This is a genomic window from Komagataeibacter ossonobensis (assembly GCF_057359305.1).
On record NZ_JBXAYQ010000025.1, the window covers coordinates 19,983 to 38,134 of the forward strand.

The 18,152-nt window shown below is 65.6% G+C and carries 17 protein-coding genes; 5 read left to right on the top strand and 12 right to left on the bottom strand.

What is annotated here, in order from left to right:
* Window positions 1-24: 24 nt before the first annotated feature.
* Complete coding sequence (locus tag AC1RQ9_RS12995) at window positions 25-1,437, bottom strand: portal protein (protein WP_193731821.1); 1,413 nt, start codon at window positions 1,435-1,437, stop codon at window positions 25-27.
* A 115-nt stretch (window positions 1,438-1,552) separates the two neighbouring features.
* Between AC1RQ9_RS12995 and AC1RQ9_RS13000 the strand changes: the two genes are divergently transcribed.
* A complete protein-coding gene (locus AC1RQ9_RS13000) occupies window positions 1,553-2,179 on the top strand; it encodes a DUF2726 domain-containing protein (protein WP_485987294.1) in 627 nt (208 codons plus the stop codon).
* Between the two features lie 11 nt (window positions 2,180-2,190).
* Here AC1RQ9_RS13000 and AC1RQ9_RS13005 read toward each other — a convergent pair whose 3' ends face one another.
* The 9 genes from AC1RQ9_RS13005 to AC1RQ9_RS13045 all read right to left on the bottom strand — a co-directional run bounded on the left by AC1RQ9_RS13005 (window position 2,191) and on the right by AC1RQ9_RS13045 (window position 11,301).
* Window positions 2,191-3,504 (bottom strand): phage terminase large subunit, encoded by a 1,314-nt coding sequence (locus tag AC1RQ9_RS13005; protein WP_485987295.1) that lies wholly within the window; start codon window positions 3,502-3,504, stop codon window positions 2,191-2,193.
* Window positions 3,505-3,633: 129 nt separating this feature from the next.
* A complete protein-coding gene (locus AC1RQ9_RS13010) occupies window positions 3,634-4,026 on the bottom strand; it encodes a terminase small subunit-like protein (RefSeq protein ID WP_227672446.1) in 393 nt (130 codons plus the stop codon).
* 240 nt (window positions 4,027-4,266) lie between these two features.
* On the bottom strand, window positions 4,267-4,896 hold the full coding sequence (locus AC1RQ9_RS13015) for a hypothetical protein (protein WP_485987296.1): 630 nt from the start codon (window positions 4,894-4,896) through the stop codon (window positions 4,267-4,269).
* A 4-nt stretch (window positions 4,897-4,900) separates the two neighbouring features.
* Complete coding sequence (locus tag AC1RQ9_RS13020; RefSeq protein ID WP_485987298.1) at window positions 4,901-5,419, bottom strand: hypothetical protein; 519 nt, start codon at window positions 5,417-5,419, stop codon at window positions 4,901-4,903.
* A gap of 220 nt (window positions 5,420-5,639) precedes the next feature.
* Window positions 5,640-6,719: a hypothetical protein gene (locus AC1RQ9_RS13025; RefSeq protein ID WP_485987300.1), complete on the bottom strand. Its 1,080-nt coding sequence runs from the start codon at window positions 6,717-6,719 to the stop codon at window positions 5,640-5,642.
* 194 nt (window positions 6,720-6,913) lie between these two features.
* A complete protein-coding gene (locus tag AC1RQ9_RS13030; protein WP_485987301.1) occupies window positions 6,914-8,326 on the bottom strand; it encodes an APC family permease in 1,413 nt (470 codons plus the stop codon).
* Window positions 8,323-9,111: a carbon-nitrogen hydrolase family protein gene (locus AC1RQ9_RS13035; RefSeq protein WP_193731811.1), complete on the bottom strand. Its 789-nt coding sequence runs from the start codon at window positions 9,109-9,111 to the stop codon at window positions 8,323-8,325. Before AC1RQ9_RS13035 ends, AC1RQ9_RS13030 begins: the two co-directional genes overlap by 4 nt.
* A gap of 461 nt (window positions 9,112-9,572) precedes the next feature.
* Window positions 9,573-10,649: a DMT family transporter gene (locus AC1RQ9_RS13040; RefSeq protein ID WP_485987302.1), complete on the bottom strand. Its 1,077-nt coding sequence runs from the start codon at window positions 10,647-10,649 to the stop codon at window positions 9,573-9,575.
* Between the two features lie 88 nt (window positions 10,650-10,737).
* Window positions 10,738-11,301 carry a hypothetical protein gene (locus AC1RQ9_RS13045; RefSeq protein ID WP_485987303.1) on the bottom strand — a complete coding sequence of 188 codons (564 nt, stop codon included), beginning with the start codon at window positions 11,299-11,301 and terminating at the stop codon, window positions 10,738-10,740.
* Window positions 11,302-11,701: 400 nt separating this feature from the next.
* Between AC1RQ9_RS13045 and AC1RQ9_RS13050 the strand changes: the two genes are divergently transcribed.
* The gene (locus AC1RQ9_RS13050; protein WP_485987305.1) at window positions 11,702-13,525 is read left to right on the top strand and encodes an amidohydrolase; all 1,824 of its coding nucleotides are present in this window, start codon (window positions 11,702-11,704) and stop codon (window positions 13,523-13,525) included.
* A 190-nt stretch (window positions 13,526-13,715) separates the two neighbouring features.
* On the opposite strand, the gene AC1RQ9_RS13055 is transcribed toward AC1RQ9_RS13050, so the two are convergent.
* Together AC1RQ9_RS13055 and AC1RQ9_RS13060 are read right to left on the bottom strand one after the other, a co-directional pair.
* On the bottom strand, window positions 13,716-14,981 hold the full coding sequence (locus tag AC1RQ9_RS13055; protein ID WP_485987307.1) for a virulence-associated E family protein: 1,266 nt from the start codon (window positions 14,979-14,981) through the stop codon (window positions 13,716-13,718).
* 1 nt (window position 14,982) lies between these two features.
* Window positions 14,983-15,819 (bottom strand): bifunctional DNA primase/polymerase, encoded by an 837-nt coding sequence (locus AC1RQ9_RS13060; RefSeq protein ID WP_485987308.1) that lies wholly within the window; start codon window positions 15,817-15,819, stop codon window positions 14,983-14,985.
* 94 nt (window positions 15,820-15,913) lie between these two features.
* On the opposite strand from AC1RQ9_RS13060, the gene AC1RQ9_RS13065 reads away from it, so the two are divergent.
* The 3 genes from AC1RQ9_RS13065 (at window position 15,914) to AC1RQ9_RS13075 (ending at window position 18,097) form a co-directional block, all read left to right on the top strand.
* A complete protein-coding gene (locus tag AC1RQ9_RS13065) occupies window positions 15,914-16,882 on the top strand; it encodes a S24 family peptidase (RefSeq protein ID WP_485987309.1) in 969 nt (322 codons plus the stop codon).
* A 120-nt stretch (window positions 16,883-17,002) separates the two neighbouring features.
* Window positions 17,003-17,257, top strand: a complete 255-nt coding sequence (locus AC1RQ9_RS13070; protein WP_010508445.1) for a hypothetical protein — start codon at window positions 17,003-17,005, stop codon at window positions 17,255-17,257.
* 228 nt (window positions 17,258-17,485) lie between these two features.
* Window positions 17,486-18,097 (top strand): YceI family protein, encoded by a 612-nt coding sequence (locus AC1RQ9_RS13075; protein ID WP_485987310.1) that lies wholly within the window; start codon window positions 17,486-17,488, stop codon window positions 18,095-18,097.
* Window positions 18,098-18,152 lie beyond the last annotated feature (55 nt).

An 18,152-nucleotide genomic window follows, 5' to 3' on the forward strand; every position in this document is an offset into this window, starting at 1 on the left:
ATGCCTCCGTTCGGGAATAAAGGATCAGTTCGGGCTTTCGGTGCCGATACGCGCCCATTCGCCATGGGGGCTGGGCGTGCCCGCGCGCGCGGCCAGGATCACGCACGCCGTCTGCCGCGACAGGAAACCGCCGCGCACCGCCGTATCCAGCCCCTGCGCCAGTTGCGCCAGGTCGGCTTCCGTCCCCGCGAAATAGGGCGGCCACTGCAACGCCAGGCCATCCGCATCCAGCCCGGCGTAATCGCGCCCGCCAATGCGCAGGCCACCGGCAATGGCGTGGGAAAACGCGCAGACCATGCGATACAGCGCCAGCAGCCCGTATTCGCCGTATGACAGGCGCATCCGGTCCGCCAGCCACAGCAGGGGCTGGTACAGCATTTCCATCGCGCGGCCCGACGTGGGGGCGCTCAGCCGGTCGGCCTGCGCGCGGTTGCCGTGGATCTGCTCCATCACGCTGGCGCGCAGTTCACGGTAATGGTCGCGCATGGCCCCCGCCGCGTCACCGTTGATTTCCAGCAGCTTGGCGTCCCCATCCAGCGGCAGCGTCAGCGCGGATGCAGCCCCCCCGGATGATGCGGGCGTGCCATCGGCATACGGGTCCGGCCCCGCGCGGATCACCAGCCGCGGGTCGGCGCTGTATTTCAGGCCACGCCCGGACTGGGACAGCAGGTAATCGCACTCGATCACCGTATCGATGGCGGCTTCGAACGTGCATGGCCCGTCCACCACGCCGGGGGCGGCCAGGTTGGCCATCCATACCCATGGCACGAAGCCCAGGCCGTGATGCGTGCTGCGCGTGGGGTCCACCCGCGCGGGCAGGCCCGCATCGACCCGCTGTGGCACATAGACGTGGCAGTCCGCGCGGTCCCAGACCCGCCGCCACCAGAACACGGTCGTCGCGTCATCAGGCCCGACCGGCCACCCCTGCCCCGCCAGTGTCGCGCCCGTGACCTTGTAGCATTCGGTCATGCCCGACAGCTCGCCCGTGCCGTCCCATTGCGGGGTCAGGTACAGCGTGTCATGCACCGCAAGGCGCAGGCGGCGGTCCACCGCTTCCACCAGCACCGCGACCGATCCGACCGACCCGCGGGTGGCTGCGTCCATCATCAGCGCGGGCAGCGCCGTGCCTGCCGCGACCTGTGCCAGTATGCCCGGCAATGCGGGGTCGGTGGCTGCCGTGGTGGGCCAGTGCGAGGCACCGAACAGGAGCGACACCGCATCATCCACCACCGCGCGGCACATATTGGTGCGCACTGATGGCCGGCGCTGTGACAGGGGGATGTATTCCCCCGCCCCGTTATATTCGGTGCCGAACGGGTTGGGGATGGCGTCGTACTGCGTGCCCCCCAGCACGCGGCCCAGGGCTGCAAGCCGGTGGGCGCGCGCGGGCAGGTCCGGGTCGCGGGGGTATGTTTTCCTCAGTTCCTGCCAGTCCATGCTGTCTCTCCGGTATGGTGGGCGATGGGGGTGGATTTGGTGGTGATGCGGCGGCAAAACCGCGATAGACAGGCCACCGTGGGGCACCTGGCCGCGTGGAGGAGTAGAAAAGAAAATGGATATCAGTCACCTGTTGCTGACCCCGGTCCGCCTGGCGGTGGAAATTGGCGTTGTGGGTGTTGCGATCGCGGTGGTGGCGGGCGCGTGGCACAGGCGGCATGGCCACCCGCCCGCGGCACACCCGTTGCAGCCCGCATCGCCCCCGCCCGCGCCACCGCCGCCGGTCCCGCCCGCGCCGGTGGTGGATGCGGGGTTCAGCGTTCCCGTTTCCATGACCGATTACGGCTGGGCGGTGCGGCTGTACCAGCCCATGGCCCTGATGTCGGAATGGGAGCGGCGCGTGCTGACCGTGCTGGTGGCGCAGGTGCCGCGTGGCTACCATGTCTGCCCGCAGGTCAGGCTGGCGGATTTCATGGCCCCGCGCGGGCCGGACCGTGACGCCAACCGGCAGGCGTTTTTCAAGATCGCCTCCAAATCCATCGACTTCGTGGTGGTGCATGTGCAAAGCGGCACCGTGGTGCTGGGGATCGAGCTGGATGACAGCACCCACGCCCATCCCGAACGCCAGTACCGCGATGGACTGGTCGAGGCCGCCTTTGCCCATACCGGCATTGCCCTGTTGCGTTTTTCCCCCGGCGCGCGGGTGGATATCAGCGGGTATTTCCGCGCGGCCCCGGCGTGATCCGCCGCCCCTTACCGCCCCAGCGTAAACCGCGTCGGCACCCATCGCGCGGGGGCGGCGGGCGGCGTGGACAGCATAAGGTCACTTAATGCCCAGACCAGCGCATCCGCCCGGTCGGGGGAATGCGGGCCATGGTAGCCACTGGCGGAAAACTGGCACAACTGTTCCTCCAGCGTGGCAAAGCTGCCGTGATGGGTCACGCGGCCCTGTTCATACAGCGCCGCCACGGGTTCGGCACGCGCGGCCTTGCCCCGGCTGGCAGTGACCATGCGCAGGGCGGCGTTGGGGTTGATGCCGCGCAACGTGGCCTCGACCAATGCACCGCCAAAATTATGCTCGGCCACGATGCGTTCGGCCCCCCAGTCCGCCTGTGCCTGCAACGCCGCGCGCGCCCACCCCGCCGGGCTGTCCCGTCGCGACAGGTCGGACAGGACATGGCCATTCCCGCCCGCGTCCACGCCGCATACGACAATGCCGATTTCGTCCGATCGTGTATCCTCCGGCCCGGAACAGCCCGACGGGTCCACCGCCACGACAATGCGGCGCATGTCCCGCGCCACGCGGCCACGGGTTGCGGGGGTGACAGGGGCCGCACGGCGGAAATCCTCCAACCGCCATAACGCGCCATCCACCGCCTGCTGGTATTCGCCTAACATGAAGCGCCTGCGTTCCCGTTCGGGCAATGCCTCAAGCTGCGCCATGTATTGGGGCGACAGGTTGGCGCGGTTGCCATCAGGGTTCAGGCGCATGGTGGCGTAGCGCGCACGGTCCAGGGGGGCTGCGGATGTGGGGTCCACCCCGTCCTCGAACACGCGGTACAGCCAGTGCGCGGTGGTGGGGGGATTGGCGTCGATATACTCCTTCAGCGCCAGCGGCGATTTCTGCGCCAGCCGTGTCAGCAGCATGTTGCGCGCGCCATAGGTGATCTGGCTGGCTTCGTTCAGGTAGACGGTGGCGAATTCCAGCCCCAGTATCTTTTCCGTCCGGTCCTCGTCATCCAGCCCGCCGAATAAAATGACTGACCCGTTGGGCATTTCCACCGTCCAGTCGGTGCGCGACAGCGCCCATGGCACGGTGGGAAAGCACCGCCGCATGACGGTGGGAAACGTATCGGCCAGCACGGTGGCCCGCAGCGCGTTCAGCCGGTGGCGGAATATGCCGTGCCGCGTGCCCGCCGCCTTCAGCGCGCGGATCACCACCGCGCGCACCAGCACGAACGTCTTGCCCGAGCGCGCGCCGCCGCGCAGCAGGATATGCGTGGCGGGACCGCCCAGCAGCCGGTTGGCCGCGCGCTGGTCCGCTGTCAGGCTGAAGGCGTGTTTCAAAAGCCTGTCCCCTGAAATATCGTGTAAGTATAAAAAGTTTTTGGTGAAGATTTTTTCAAAAATCTTTGAAGAACACCGCCTTTTTGAAAAAAGGCGGCACCAAAAAACTTTTATCTATTAGAATAGACTTCATAATTCCGCATCATCGGTCGTGATCGTGATGGCAATGGTATTCCCCCCTTCCCGCCGGTCAGCGGGCGGGCGCAGGCGGGTTGCGACCCACATCCGGGCCTCCATGCGCAGTTTGATCGCAGGCACGTCGTCACGGCCGGTGGCGCGGTCGGCTATGGTTATGATTTCCTCGGCCAGCGTATCGGCCGCAGCCTCCCGCGCGGTGGCATACAGGGCGCGAAACCCCGCATTGTCGCGCAGCCAGCGAAATACCGTGGCCCGATGCGGCATGGCCGGATCAGCACAGATCGCGCGTAGGCTGTGCCCATCAGCCAGGCGGGTGCAGATTTCCTCCGCCAGCCGGCGGCTGTACGCCCCGCGCCGCGCGCCCGGTGTGGCGGGTTCGGGCATGGTTATCCTTCCCTGTTATCCGGCGGATAGGAAAACGCCCGGGCTGCCATGTGGGGCGGTCCGGGCGTGGTTGTGTCATGATAGGGCTGTTATCGTGGAAAAGCGTGCAGGTGGGAAGCGGTTTGTTCTGCCCACCGGCTGTTGCAGGGGGGGAAGCGGAAGGTCGGCTTTCAGTTTACAAAGATAGAAAGCAGACCAATCATCGAGTATCAGGCAGAAAGTGTCCCCCGATATCTCGCTTTACTGGTGGTCTCCCTTGTCGGACGGAACATTGTCATCGGCAATGAGGTTGCAGGCGGCCACCGGGCGGGGATGATTTTCATACCCGTTGATACAGAATTCAAACGTATCGTGGCGCACCTGCTGGCCCGCTTTCGTATTGAGGAAAAATGGTGCGAGTTGTTCCGCGCAATGTCCGCCATCACGAAAATCCATATCCACCGCATCAAGAAAAATCTGCGTGGGGACGAAACCGGCATAAAGCGGATCGTCGAACTTCTGGGGGGCCTTGATATTCTGAAGATACCGGATGCTGAACGCACACATCGGCCCGTAAAGTTCGCGATGGCTCAGGAAATGGTAATCGAGCCGCCTGCCTGCGATGTCACGACGAACGGTTCCCCTGATACTCGCCACGCCGTTCGCTTCTCCCGCCTCATAGACCACGACCTTGCGGACAAGATAATCCAGCAGGATCATGGATTTGCAATCATCCGTGCCGCAATGCACGGCCTTCGCCTTCGCTGCAGCAGCTTCAAGTCCTGCAAAAGTCGGGGGAACAAGCACGCTTTCAGCCGGGCGTGACGGCGAACGCGCATGGGCCGGACATACTGTGAAAAAGGCTGCCAGTATAAGGGCAAATGATCGCATAGGTTTACTCCCGATAGAACTTGAACTCCTTTTCCGGAACATTAAAGACACGCACACGCCTCCCGTCTTGTGCCCAACCCGGGACATAATTCCTGATCGGTTTTCCACTTCGGTCCCGAACCCCATCGACTGATTCCAGTCCGCTGCCAATATCGAATCCATGCAGATTCGTATCTCCCTCTTTTGGCATGCTGAGCGGGGAATAAAAAAGGGTAGCACCCTGGCTGATATCACGCGCCTGACCGGACAGCAGGCTTTCCGCGATACGTCGGCTTATTGTCGTTGCAGGATGGTTGTGTGCGTAATTGTTATGCTGCCAGACTGCGGACACCGACCTGAGATGACGGCGCTTAATCCTGTTGATGACAGTCCATCCGACCATGAGTTGTGCCGTCTCGTTCGAGCCACGTGCCTCTGATGCAATAATACGGCCGAGATCTTCAATATTCTGTCTGGTGAGCCTTTCGTCCTGAGAATAGGACAAAGAAGGCAAACGGCCAGAAGCAGATTGTAATGACGGCATGCTGTCTGTCTTTCCCGAATGTTATCATAGCTTCAAATGTTTCTAATTTGTTCCTGTGCAGGCATCGAGCATCATTGCGTATGTGCGCTCTGAGCGCGCCATGCTCCCTGATATCTGCTTCGGGCAATGCAGCAATGTGGCAGAATGTCTGCAATGAGGCGACACCTGCCACCCGTTTTCCCATATCAACGTTGGGCGGCACCCCCGCCAGCAACAGTATTTATGGTCCTGCGCCCTGCCGGCCCGGTATGTCCTGCACAACATCAAATACAACATCCGTATACGCGCGCTGACAGTACCGGAATCCCGTCAGCGCAGACACCACCTCCACCGGAATATCAAAATAGAAATCCAGCATCCCCGGCGGGTAACCGCTTTCGGTTTCCTCGCGGTCCATTGCGGTGATGGTGTCGTGTAACGCTGCGGGTGGCGTGCCGGTTATGGTCAGGTCGTGCGGGCCTGCGGCCTGTCCGTGATGGGTTACGGACCAGATTTGTGCACCGTCATGATCGAAACTGGCAGCACTTTCATACCGGCGTTCATCCACCGTGCAGGTCACGACCGTGGCGCCTGCGGAATATGCCGCCAGTCGGGCTTCATGCCCCCGCGCCGTGGCCGGGTCGTTGCACACAACCACCGTCCACCCGTCGGGCAGGCTGGTGATGGCCATGGGCGCGGGGCGGGTGACGTCCTGTGGCATGCCGGTATCCGTCAGGCCCATGCGGGCCAGAACTGTGGCGCGGTCGATGCCGTGGAACGCGAACGCCGTGACCGCATGCCCCGCCGGTCGGGGCGGGCAGGTTTCGCGTATGTGGAAACGCAGCCGGATGGGGGGGAAGATGTCCTGCGTGCCCTCGGTTACCTGTGCGGGTGCAAAGGTCACGCCCGCCTCCCCCACGCGATAGGGATAGACGATGTTTTCCGCCGTGCCGTCGCGGTGGGCGCACATGATGACGGCGGCCTGCACCGGCCCGTCGCCACCGGGCAGCAGCACGGTGCAGTTGGCGACCACCGCCGCCGCCCGCGCGCCTGTCCGCATTGCCGCGTCCTGTACCGCGTCGCGCGCGCGGTCCAGCTGTATGGTGCTGTCGGCCTGCCCGCCGGGGCCTGCCACCGTCTCGATCGCGCCAAGGTAGCGCCCCGGGGCCATGACCGCGCCAAACGGGGCAAACACCCCCTGCCGGGACAGAAGCCGCTCCACTTCGGGACGCAGGTGGGCGGCAAGGCGGTCAAAATCCCGCCGTGGCGTGGCCAGCCACTCCGGCAGGTCAGACTCGGCCCAGCCCTTGTACACGTCCATCCCTGTTTCCCCGTGCCGGTTCGGGGTCATGATGGGTGGTGGGGGATGGCCGTGTCAATCCGGCGCGCCAAAGGTGCGCGCCTGCCGGTTCGTTACCATGGGTGGGGTCAGGCTGGTTCAGGCTCCGGAATATCTGCCTTTTTCATAAAGATCTATTTTTCCAGAGCTTTTTGAAAAAAGCTTCGCCAGAAACGTTAATCTGCTGTTGCCGTCCGCCCCACGCAGAACCCAAGCCCCGTCACCGCAAACGGCAGCACCGCCAGCATCAGGCTGGTCCGGTCGGTCAGGCCCGTAATACGGGTGAAATTGACCAGAATGACAGACAGCACCGCGCACAGCGCCACGGCCGCAATACACGGAATGACCACCGCGCTGAACGGCCGCCCGCGCGACAGGTCACGCCGGCGGGCAAAGAACGCCACCACGGCGGCCGATGTCAGGATCATCAGCACGACAATGCCAATGGTCGAAATCCCGGCCATCGACCCGAAAATATCCACCAGCGGGTCCACCCCCGACAGGGCCGCGGCCACCAGCAGCATGCACGCCGTGCCCGTCTGCACCACGGACGCCACGTGCGGCGAGGCATGGCGGTCATGCGTGTGCGCCAGAAAGGCGGGCATGATCCCCTCGCGCCCCAGCGCAAGCTGGTAGCGCGCGATGATGTTGTGGAACGACAGCAGGCACGCGAACAGGCTGGTCAGCAGCAGCACCTGCATGGCCTGCTGCATCATCCGGCCCGCATACCGTCCCGCCGTTTCCAGCACGATGTTGCGCCCGTGGTCCAGAAACCCGCGCGTGACCCCGGTAATGCTGTCCGCCCCCCATGCATGGATCACGCACCAGCACGATATGGCGTAGAACAGGCCGATAATGACCACCGCGCCATAGGTCGCGCGTGGAATGGTGCGCTGCGGGTCGCGGGCTTCGTCACGGAAAATGGCCGTGGCCTCGAACCCGATGAACCCGGTAATGGCAAACAGCAGCGCCACCGCGAACGGCCCCGCCTGCCCTGTATCGGGCACGGGGGCGACCGGCATGGGGTGCCACAGGATCGTGGCGTTCATGACCACCACCACCCCGATTTCCAGCACCAGCGCCACGCCCAGCACGCGCGAACTCAGGTCGATATGCCGGTAGCCCATTACCGCCACCGCCGCCAGCACGCCCGCCGCATACAGCCACCACGGCAGGGCGGGGCCACCCCACTGCCGCACCGCGTCATCCATGGACCAGCCGAAAAACCCGTAAACCCCAAGCTGTATGGCGGTATAGGTCAGCAGCGCCAGGAACGCCCCCGCCCGCCCGCACCGCGCGCCCAGCCCCGCACGGATATAGGTAAAGAACGCCCCCGCTTCGGTCATGTATTCGGTCATGGCGACAAACCCGACCGAGAACAGCAGCAACACCACCGCCGCCGCGACAAACCCGGTCCATGCAAGCGCGCCGTTGCCCTGCGTGATCGCCAGCGGCACGTTGCCGCTTATGACCGTAAGCGGGGCGGCCGCGGCAATGACCATGAAGATGATTTCTGCAACACCCAGGTTGCCCGACAGCCGCCCCACCCCACCACCGGCGGCCGTGGTGGCGCCTGCCCGCGCGCTCATGCCGTCAGGCCCATGCCACGGTACAGGTCCAGCCTGCGGTCGGCCAGGAAGGGGTTTTCACGCTGCGCGCGCGCAACCAGCCCGGGTTCGATATCAGCCACCAGCAGCGCCTCTTCCAGCCCTGCCTGCGCCAGCACCGTGGCATCGGGCGCGATGATGCGGCTGTTGCCCACGTAAACCGTGTCGCGCTCGCGCCCGGTATGGTTGATGTAGGCCAGGTAGATCTGGTTTTCCCACGCCCGCGTGCGCACCAGTTCGCGGGCGGAAAACAGGTATGGCTCCATCAGCGCGGTGGGCACCAGCAGCGCCTCGCACCCTGCCTGCGCCACGTGGCGGACGTATTCGGGAAACTCCACATCATAACAGATCATGCCCGCCACGCGCACCCCGCCAAAGGATACGACGGCGGAAGGCTGCGCGCCGGGCAGGAAGAACGCGCGTTCCATGTCGCCAAACAGGTGCAGCTTACGCACATGCAGCACCTGCGCGCCATTGCGGTCCAGCAGCATGGCGCTGTTGTACAGCCCGTCGGGCGTGTGTTCGGCATACCCCACCATGACCGCCACCCCGCGCGCCATTGCGATGTTGCGCACGGCCCCCACCGCGTCGAAGCGCGCCAGGTCATGCAGGCTGTCACCAATGTCGTAGCCGGTCACGAACAGTTCCGGCGTGACCAGCAGGTCCACCCCCTGCCCGGCCGCGCGCGCCATGGCGGCGTCAAGCTCTCGCAGGTTGGCGTCGATATCCCCCGGGGTTCCCGCTGTCTGTAGGCCGGCCATGCGCATGATGTAAGGTCCTGATTTATTGCTGCTTCGCAATGGGTATCATGCCCGCCGCCCGACGCAACACAAATCTTGCCGCCTGCGCAATGGATGGTGTCCTTGCGCAGCCTTTCATGCCGGATGCGGCATAAAGGCGATCAGGAGGGTGGCCATGGCAGTTCCGGCGGAATCTGAAGCTGTCCCGGGCAGCAGGCGTCCGACGCCCATCCCGCGGCAGACGGTCCCCCAGTGACATCCACAATCGAAACGCTACCGCCCACATGCCCCGGTCAGCATGAGACAACCGATCTTTCACAGCCGAAAACCAGGGCCGCCATACAACCGGTACCTTCATGAAAAGCGCAGCTGGTCGAAAACCCGATCACAAAGCTGCAAGACTGGTGCGCCCATACATCCATGTGCGTAATCCATGCCGCGGCAGGGTGTATCCCCTACCCCCGCGCGGTGCGTCCTGAACCCGGGGGTCAGGCCGCATGCGTGTGTCCGTCCGGGCCATGGACATGGCGATGGTGCAGGTCGGGATAATGCGGGTGGCTGTGCACCAGCCTTTTATGCACATGGCGGTGGGTGTGGGGTTCGCCCACCGGGTCATCGGGGCCGTGTTCGTGCTGGTGGTGTTCGTCATGCACGTGGCGGTGGGTGTGTTCCATTTCCTCATGCACATGTTCGTGGTCGTGGCGTTCGCTCAGGTGCAGCCACAGCCCCACCGCCATGAACGCCCCTGCCACGGCCAGCCGCCCGATGTCATGTGCATGGAACAGGGCCACCGACACCACCGCCCCGATAAACGGGGCCAGCGCAAAATACGCCCCCGTGCGCGCCGCCCCAAGGTGGCGCAGCCCCAGCATGAACGCCACCAGGCTGACCCCGTAGCCCAGGAAGCCCACGCCCCCCGCCGCCGCAACGACGCCTGCGCCCGGCAGGCTGGCATGCTGCGCCACCAGCGCCACGCACAGGTTGACGGCCCCCGCCACAACGCCCTTTATCATGGCGATGCGCACCGGGTCGGCTGCCGACAACTGACCGCTGAGGTTGTTGTCAATGCCCCAGCACACGCACGCGGCGATGATGTACAGCGCCCCGGGTGCAAACGCCGCATGCCCCTGCCATGACAGCACGCCCGCCCCCGCCACGATGCACGCCGCGCCAAACAGCAGCCTGCGGTCCACGTTTTCCCGGAACACCACCCACGCGATCAGCAGGGTCGCGATGCTTTCCATATTCAGCAGCAGTGACGCACTGGCCGCGTCACTGCGCGCCAGACCGATCATCAGCAGCAGCGGCCCGGCCACGCCGCCGGTGGCAATCACCCCCAGCAGGCACGGCAGGTCGGCGCGCGTCAGCGCGGCCTCGTCATGGCTGGGCAGGCGCAGCGCCGCCCGCGCGCCAAGCACCAGCGCCAGCCCGAGGCCGGAGCCAAGGTACAACAGCCCCGCCGCCATCTGTGGCGACATGCCACCCAGCAGCAGCTTGGCAAATGGCGTGCTGGCGCCAAACAGCACGGCGGACAGCAGGGCAAGGACAAGACCGGATCTGTTCATCCCCCACCCATACCACACGGTATTCGCTGCGTGCCATGATCATGATGTGGCATGGGCACGTGAGCGGACAATACGATCTCAGCTTCCCTCACCACCGCTCATGCAGGATATCCAGCGCCCTGAGCAGCGTGCGGATGCGCGTGCCGGGGGCTTCGTCCATGCCGCATACCGCGCACACCACGCGGCCACGGGCCGGGGTCAGCAGCGACAGGGCGCGGTCAAGGGCGCGTCGGGCCTGCACGCCGGCCTCCGTATCCTCCAGCGTGCCGCAGCCCGCGCCGGTATGGGGGATGTAGCGCTGCACCAGCCGCCCGCCGCGCGTGGCCCGCAGCCACACGGCGCGAAACCGCAGCCCCGCCGCATGCTGCTCGGCGGTCAGGGCGGCATTGGCACGGTGGAACAGGCGGTCCAGCATGCAGGCGTCACGCACCCGGCGCACGGTCTGCTGCACGCTGCGCGGGGTCAGTACGATGCGGTCTTCCACCACCACGCGGGCGCGGGCGGCGGGACCATCGGCCCCCATGTCGGGTTTCAGCCCCATGGCGATGTCACGGGCGGCCAGGCGCGCGCGACGGTCGGCACGCAGCATGGCGGCCACCCGGCGGCGTTCCCCATCCGGGGCGTCAGGGGTACGGACAAGGGGTACGGACATGGCGTTTCCAGTGCAATCTGTATGATATTTTCATACTACATGCCCGCCATGCAGGCGGCACGCCGGGGCGTACCCCTTGCCGCCGGGGCCAAGGGGTACAGGCACGGCACGCTGCACCCCCTGGTTTTCCGCGCTTTCTGTTCGGGGTGTACCCCTGTTCCCTCCGTACCCCTTGAAAAACAATTTCAGTCACGGAGCATGGATCAAGGACCGCCATGGAAAGTTTGCAAGTTAAGGGGTACAGAGGGAACAGGGGTACACCCGCCTGTTTTATCTGGCGCATGCCGGGGCGACATAAGGCGGTACACACCCGTGGCCGGGCATTTGCCTGCCCCCGTTTGACAGCGGCCCGAAAGCGCCGTCTATTGTCGGTCCGTAATGTTTATGGGGATCCTGTTTCATGGGACTGCCGCATCACCATGCCGCCTGCATGGCCGCCCTGCTTTCATGCGTCTCACCCGCCATGGCGAAGACCGTGCCGGCCGATGTCGTCTTTACCAACGGCTACATCTACAGCGTTGATAAAAAGGACCATGTGTACCAGGCCCTGGCGGTAAAGGACGGGCACATTGCCTATATCGGCAGCAATGCGAAGGCCGGGCGCTATGTCGGCCCCGCCACGCAGCGCGTGGACCTTGGCGGGCGGATGATGATGCCGGGGCTGGTGGACGGGCACATGCACCCGCTGGAGGGGGGCAAGAGCCTGATGGGCTGCTCGCTGGACTATCAGGCCCTGACGCATGATGAATTCAGCCAGCGCGTGCGCGCCTGCACCGCCAATCCCGCCCTGCGCCGCCCCAATGGCACGCTGGTGGTCCGTGGCTGGTTTCAGGAGGCCATGAAGCCCGCGGGCGTGCGCCTGACGAAGGAAGATCTTGACCGCATCGACGCCCGCCGTCCCATCGTGGTGCGGTCCACCTTTGGCCATACCACGCTGGTCAATTCGGCGGCGCTGCGCATGGCGGGCATCACGGCGGCGACAAAAGCGCCCGCGGGGGGCGAGATCGTGCATGACGCCAAAGGCCAGCCCACCGGCGTGCTGGAGGACGTGGCGCAGGATCTGGTCGAACGCGTGGACCCGCCGCTGAGCGCGGATGAAAACGTGCAGGCCGCCCGTGCGTCACTGGCGGCCATGCGTGAACAGGGGATTACCGGCTTCCTTGACGCATGGGCGCTGGATGCCGACCTGTCCAGCTATGCCGCGCTGCAGAAAAGTGGTGAGCTTACGGCCCGCGCCCATTTCGCCCCGCTGGTGGAACCGGCCACGGGCACCGATGTCGCGGGCAACGTGCAGCGGCTGAAAGCCATCGCCGCGAAATATGACCAGGGGCCGATTGGCGTGGCACCCGGCATGACCGTGCGCAACGTCAAGTTTTTCATGGATGGGGTGATCGCAGCCCCCGAACTGACCGGCCGCGTGCTGCAGCCCTATTACATCAATACCGGCACGAAGGATGCGCCCAACTGGGTGCCCGGCACGTCGCTGGGGCCTGATCCCTATTTCCCGCCCGCTGTCCTTGGCCCGCTGCTGCTCGGCGTGGTGCAGGCGGGATTTGACCCGCACATGCATGCTGATGGCGACGGGGCGGTGCATATTGCGCTGGATGGCGTGCAGTACGTGCGCGACCACCTGCCGCATGCCGATTTCCGCCCCGCCATCGCGCATGATGAACTGGTCTCCCCTGCCGACGTGCCGCGTTACAAACCGCTGGGCGCGGTGCCCGTGCTGTCGTTCCAGTGGGAAAAGGAAGGCCCGGACACGGTGGATGCCGGTCGCGACTTCCTCGGTCCCGAACGGGCGAAGGCAATGGAACCGGCATGGCCGCTGTACAGGGCCGGGGCGCGGATTGCCTATGGTTCCGACTGGCCGGTGGACCGCCTGAACGAATGGTTCGCGCTGAAGGTGGGTGTCACCCGCACCAACGCCCCCGAAGCGGGCGAGAAATATGCACACCCGCTGGGTGGTGCGCCCGGCCTGCCCCGGCCCGCGGTGCTGCGCGCGATCACCATGAATTCGTCCTGGGAACTGCGTTCGGACACGCTGACGGGATCGCTGGAACGCGGCAAGCTGGCGGACCTGATCGTGCTGGACCGCAACGTGATGCAGGTCCCGGCGGCGGACATCGCCAACACGAAGGTGCTGCTGACCATGGTGGGTGGCAGGGTCGTGTATAACCGCGACGGGTCCATTCCACTGAAGGCCACGACCGGCGGGGCGGAATAACCGGCCTGAAGGCGTCTCCCCTTTTGCCGGGGAGCGCCTGTTTCGAAGCTTTTTGCAAAAAACTTCTATCTTTCGGGGGGCATGGTGCGGCTGTGGCGTGGCCCGGTCATGCATCGGCCCCGATTGCACTGGCTCCGATTGATAGAATTTCCCGGCTGCCGCCTTTTTTCACAAAAGCGGCGTCTTTCCATCATTCCCCGACCGGTGCGACCCACACCCATTGCGGGCCAGACGTGGCGCAGCGCAGCCTGCGGCGGTTCCAGCCAAGGCCGCGCAGGATGGTGGCCACGCGTTTCTGCGCCATGCGGTCCTGACGGTCGCGCGGCAGGCCGAGTGCAAGGTGCAGCACATCCGCCATGCGCACCTGCGTCTGTCCCCCCATGCCCAGCCATGCGGCAACGGGGTCGCGCCAGGCGTCTTCATGCATGCGGCTGTCCTGCGCCTGCTGCACGATGGCGCCGACATGGCCGTTTTCCAGCCACAGGGGCATGGGGGCCGTGGCCTCGACATGGTCGGCTTCCGCCCATAGTTGCGCGCGCCATTTTTCGACCCATGCCACGTCGGCATGCTCGCAGGTGACGGGCCAGTAGCGGCGGTTGCCGGTGGGGTCGGTCAGGTATTCCTCCTCGTTGGTGGTGCCGGCAAAGACGCACTGACGCGGGCGCGTGACCTTCAGCGCGGCATAGGTGGGGCGGTAGCGGTCATGCTGGCGGCTGAAAAACGCCTTGGCGTCGCGCGCGCTGCTGCGGCCCAGCGCCTGCAGTTCGGCCATTTCCACGCCCCATACCCCCAGCAGTCCCTGGGCCGCGTCCTTTTCCCCCAGGTCGCGCGGCAGGTCGTCCTTGAACCATGCGGTGCCGAACAGGGCGGCCAGCAGGCGGCTCTTGCCCATGCCCTGCCGTCCCTCCAGCACCGGCACGTAATCGAACTTGCACCCCGGGCTGCGCACCCGGCGTATGGCGGCGCACAGGAAGCGCGCGCCCACGGCGGCATGGTACGCATCATCCGCACAGCCCAGCGCATGACGCAGCCATGTGCCAAGGCGCGGCGTGCCATCCCACCGTAATCCGTCCAGCCATTCGCGCACGGGGTGCGTGCGGCGCATCATGGCGGCGGTGCGGCAGGACTGCTCGCCCACCGTGCGGCTGACCGGCAGGTCATAGGCGCGTTGCAGGTACGCCTGGATCAGGGCGGCGTCCATGTCCTCCATGGGGCGGGGATAGGGTCCGGGTGCCGCCGGCGCGCCGTCATAGGGCTGTGGCGGGGCGCGGGTGATGATATGGCGACAGCTGAATTCATCCCACGCCAGCAGGCCGCGCAGCCGCGCGTCATGTCCCAGCAGCACAAGGCAGTTGCTGAGCGATGGCACGATCCGGCCCCCCACCCCGCGGGCCAGCAGGTCCATCCATGCGAAATGGCCGGGCGCGTGCGCCCCGGCAGGTGTGACCCCTACCATGTCAAGGTAGTGCTCTACGCACGGGACGCGGGTTGCGCAGCCCCGCATTCAGGCCCGAACGGATGGTGGCGCGGGCCTCGTTCAGCGGGATGCGGCGGCGCTGTGCCGCATGCAGCAATGTATCACGTGCCTGCGCCATGTCCATCATGCCTGCCCCGCACCACCGCCCCAGCGCATAGGCGCGGGCGTTGAGCGTGGTGTTGGCCATGCCCGGCGGCGCGTCGCATACGGCATGCAGCGCGCGCAGCAGCACGCCCGGCGCGCGGTCGCGGTCCATGCGGCGTGGGGGTACAGGCTGTGGCGCGGGGGCCAGCAGGGTTGCCAGCCAGTGCGGGATGGGTGGCGGCGCGACCTGCCACGGCGGCACGCGCCATGTGTACGCCCCGCCCGTGGCCGGATGCGTGCCCGGCGGGATGGTGACCGCCTGCCGCCCCCGGTGCGGGTCCAGGCCGGGGGCCGGGCAGCCCGCCTGCCCGCGCAGGGGTTCGCCATCGTGGCGGAAGAACAGGACCGCCCCGCCTGACCCGCCGGTGCGCGTCATGGGGCGTGGCGGCAGCGGACCATGGCGGCGGACAAGGGCGGCCAATGCCGCCACCCCGTCGGCGGCATGGGTGCCGGGGCGGTCCACATCCAGCGCGAACAGGCGTGACGGCCCGCATACCACCCGCCACCCGCATCCGGGCCAGCGCGCGGCCCAGCGCGCGATGGTGCCGGTGTCACAGCTGGCGTGGTCCACCGCGCCACGGAAACACGCGGCGCGTGAGGCCGCATGCACGGGCAGCACATGCCACCCCATGCGGGCCACGCGGTACAGGTCGGGCGGGATCATGTCGGTCATGGGCGGGTTTTATGGGACATATCCCACTCCGTCAAGGAATAATGGGACATATCCCCTCTACACAGGGCGGGCGGATTATGGGACAGTTCCCATTATGGATACACGCTCCCCCGCCGCCGCCGAGATCGAGCGCCGCATGGCGCTGCTGAACCTCAACAAAAAACGCCTTGCCGAGCTGGCGGGCCTGAACGAAACGTACGTGCACGACATCCTGCGCGGAAAGTCGCGCAATCCCGGCGGCGACCGGCTGGAAAAGGTCGCGGCCGTGCTGGGCTGCACCGCCAGCGACCTGCTGCGCGGGGGGGCGGGCGGCAACCCGGGGCCTGCCGCCGCGCGGCTGAAGGCGCTACGTGAACGCGCGGGCTATACCGTGCGCGCGCTGGCGCGTGACGTGGGATTCGGGGACAGGTTTTCCAGCTATGCCTTTTATGAAAACAAGCTGAAAAAAGAGTACATCCCGGTCGAGCTTGTGCGCAAGCTGGTGCCGCTGCTGACCGACCGGGGCGATCCCCCCATTGCCGCGAGCGAGGTCTGGGCCCTGTCCGGTATCGTGCCGGGGGCGACCGACCTGAACGAAAGCATAAGCCGCGCCGAACGCGCCGCCATGCCCCTGCAGACCGATGACGGGGCGATAACGGTGCATGAATACGATATCTCGCCCCAGGCCGGTGCGGGCGCGATCGTGGACCATACCGCCTGTGGCGATGGGGAGGGACACCCGACGCTGGATTCATGGCGCATCCCGCGTGATTTCATCCGCAACTACCTGCCCGATACCGGCGGGCTTGCCATCATCCGGGTGGCGGGCAATTCGATGGAGCCGGAATTTGCCGCAGGTGACCGCGTGCTGGTCGATACCGGCCACCGCATCCCCTCGCCCGACGGGGTGTACGTGCTGTGGAACGGCATGGGGGTGGTGATAAAGCAGCTGATGCTGGTCCCCAATTCCCGCCCGCCACGCATCCGCATCATCAGCGTTAACCCGACCTATCCTGTTGATGAGGTCGATGCCTCCGACCTGGTGATAAACGGCCGGGTGGTGGGCAAGTGGGTGTGGAAATAGGGGCTGGCGGGCTGAAACCGCTCAATTGTAACTTTTTGTTGCCAAATGGTTGCCGCATTCAGGGCGTCCTGTTTCCCGGCCCGGCGCATGACGCCGGGGAAAAAGGAAGGAACGCAACACATGTTCAAGTCTGCTTCAGTACTCGCGACGCTGGCGGCGCTGGCCGTTGCCACCCCGGCCATGGCACAGGGCGCAAATGACTTCTGCAAGGCCGTGAGCAAACAGCCCAGCGGCGAATGGAAAATCAATACCGACACCACCGTCATGATTGGCGGCGCGCGCGTGGACCTGAAACCCCAGACGGTCTATCGCGGCGAAATCAAGATAAACGAGGAAGACCTGCACAACGAATTCGACAAGAACTGCAAGAAGTAAAAACCCATTCGGCATCACCTACCGTCATGGTCCGGCATCCTGTCCCGTTGTGCCGCCCACCCATACTACATGACGGGACAGGGTCCGGCGGAATGGCCCGTCCCCTGCCCTACTGACGCCGCATTCACCCCCTAGGCACACATCCTGCGCCCGTCACCGCTGCCCGGATGCTTCATGCCTGCTGCCCGCATATCCCCTGCATTACAACCCCATGCCATGACCGGCGTTATGTCTGTCATGACTGACATGATATCCATTCCCGCCCGTTCCCGCCTGCCCGCGATGGCCGTGCTGTGCATGGTCACGCTTTCGGCCCATTCCGCCCGGGCGGAAAGCCAGCATCTGGCCCTGACCCCCGCCAACACCACCGTGCTGCTGCATGCCGACAGCGTGGTGGGCGCGATGGACGGGCAGTTTGCCCGCGTGTCGGGCACGCTGGATTACGACCTGTCGCGCCAGACCTGCCATGTTGACCTGAGCATGGATGCAACCAGCGTGCACATGGACACCGTGGTGGAACGCAAGGCCGCGAAATCGGGCAACATGCTGGACAGTGACCGCTTCCCCACCACCCGTTACGTGGGCGACTGCAGCCCCCGCGTGGTGAAGGGGCAGGTCCAGTCACGCATGGTTGGCCGCCTGACCATGCGCGGCCAGACCCACCCCATGACGTTTGATACGCAGATGGTCTTTACCGGCAACACCCTGACCATGCTGGACAGTACCGGCACGTTCGACGGCCGCCAGTGGGGCATGTCCACCATGCTGCACACCGTCAAGCCCCGCATGCGCACCGAAACGCGCATCACCCTGCCCGCCACCCCTGCCGCCCACGGCTAGATCGCCCCACGGCCCAATCGCCCCACGGCCCAATCGCACAGAAAGCGCGTTCCCC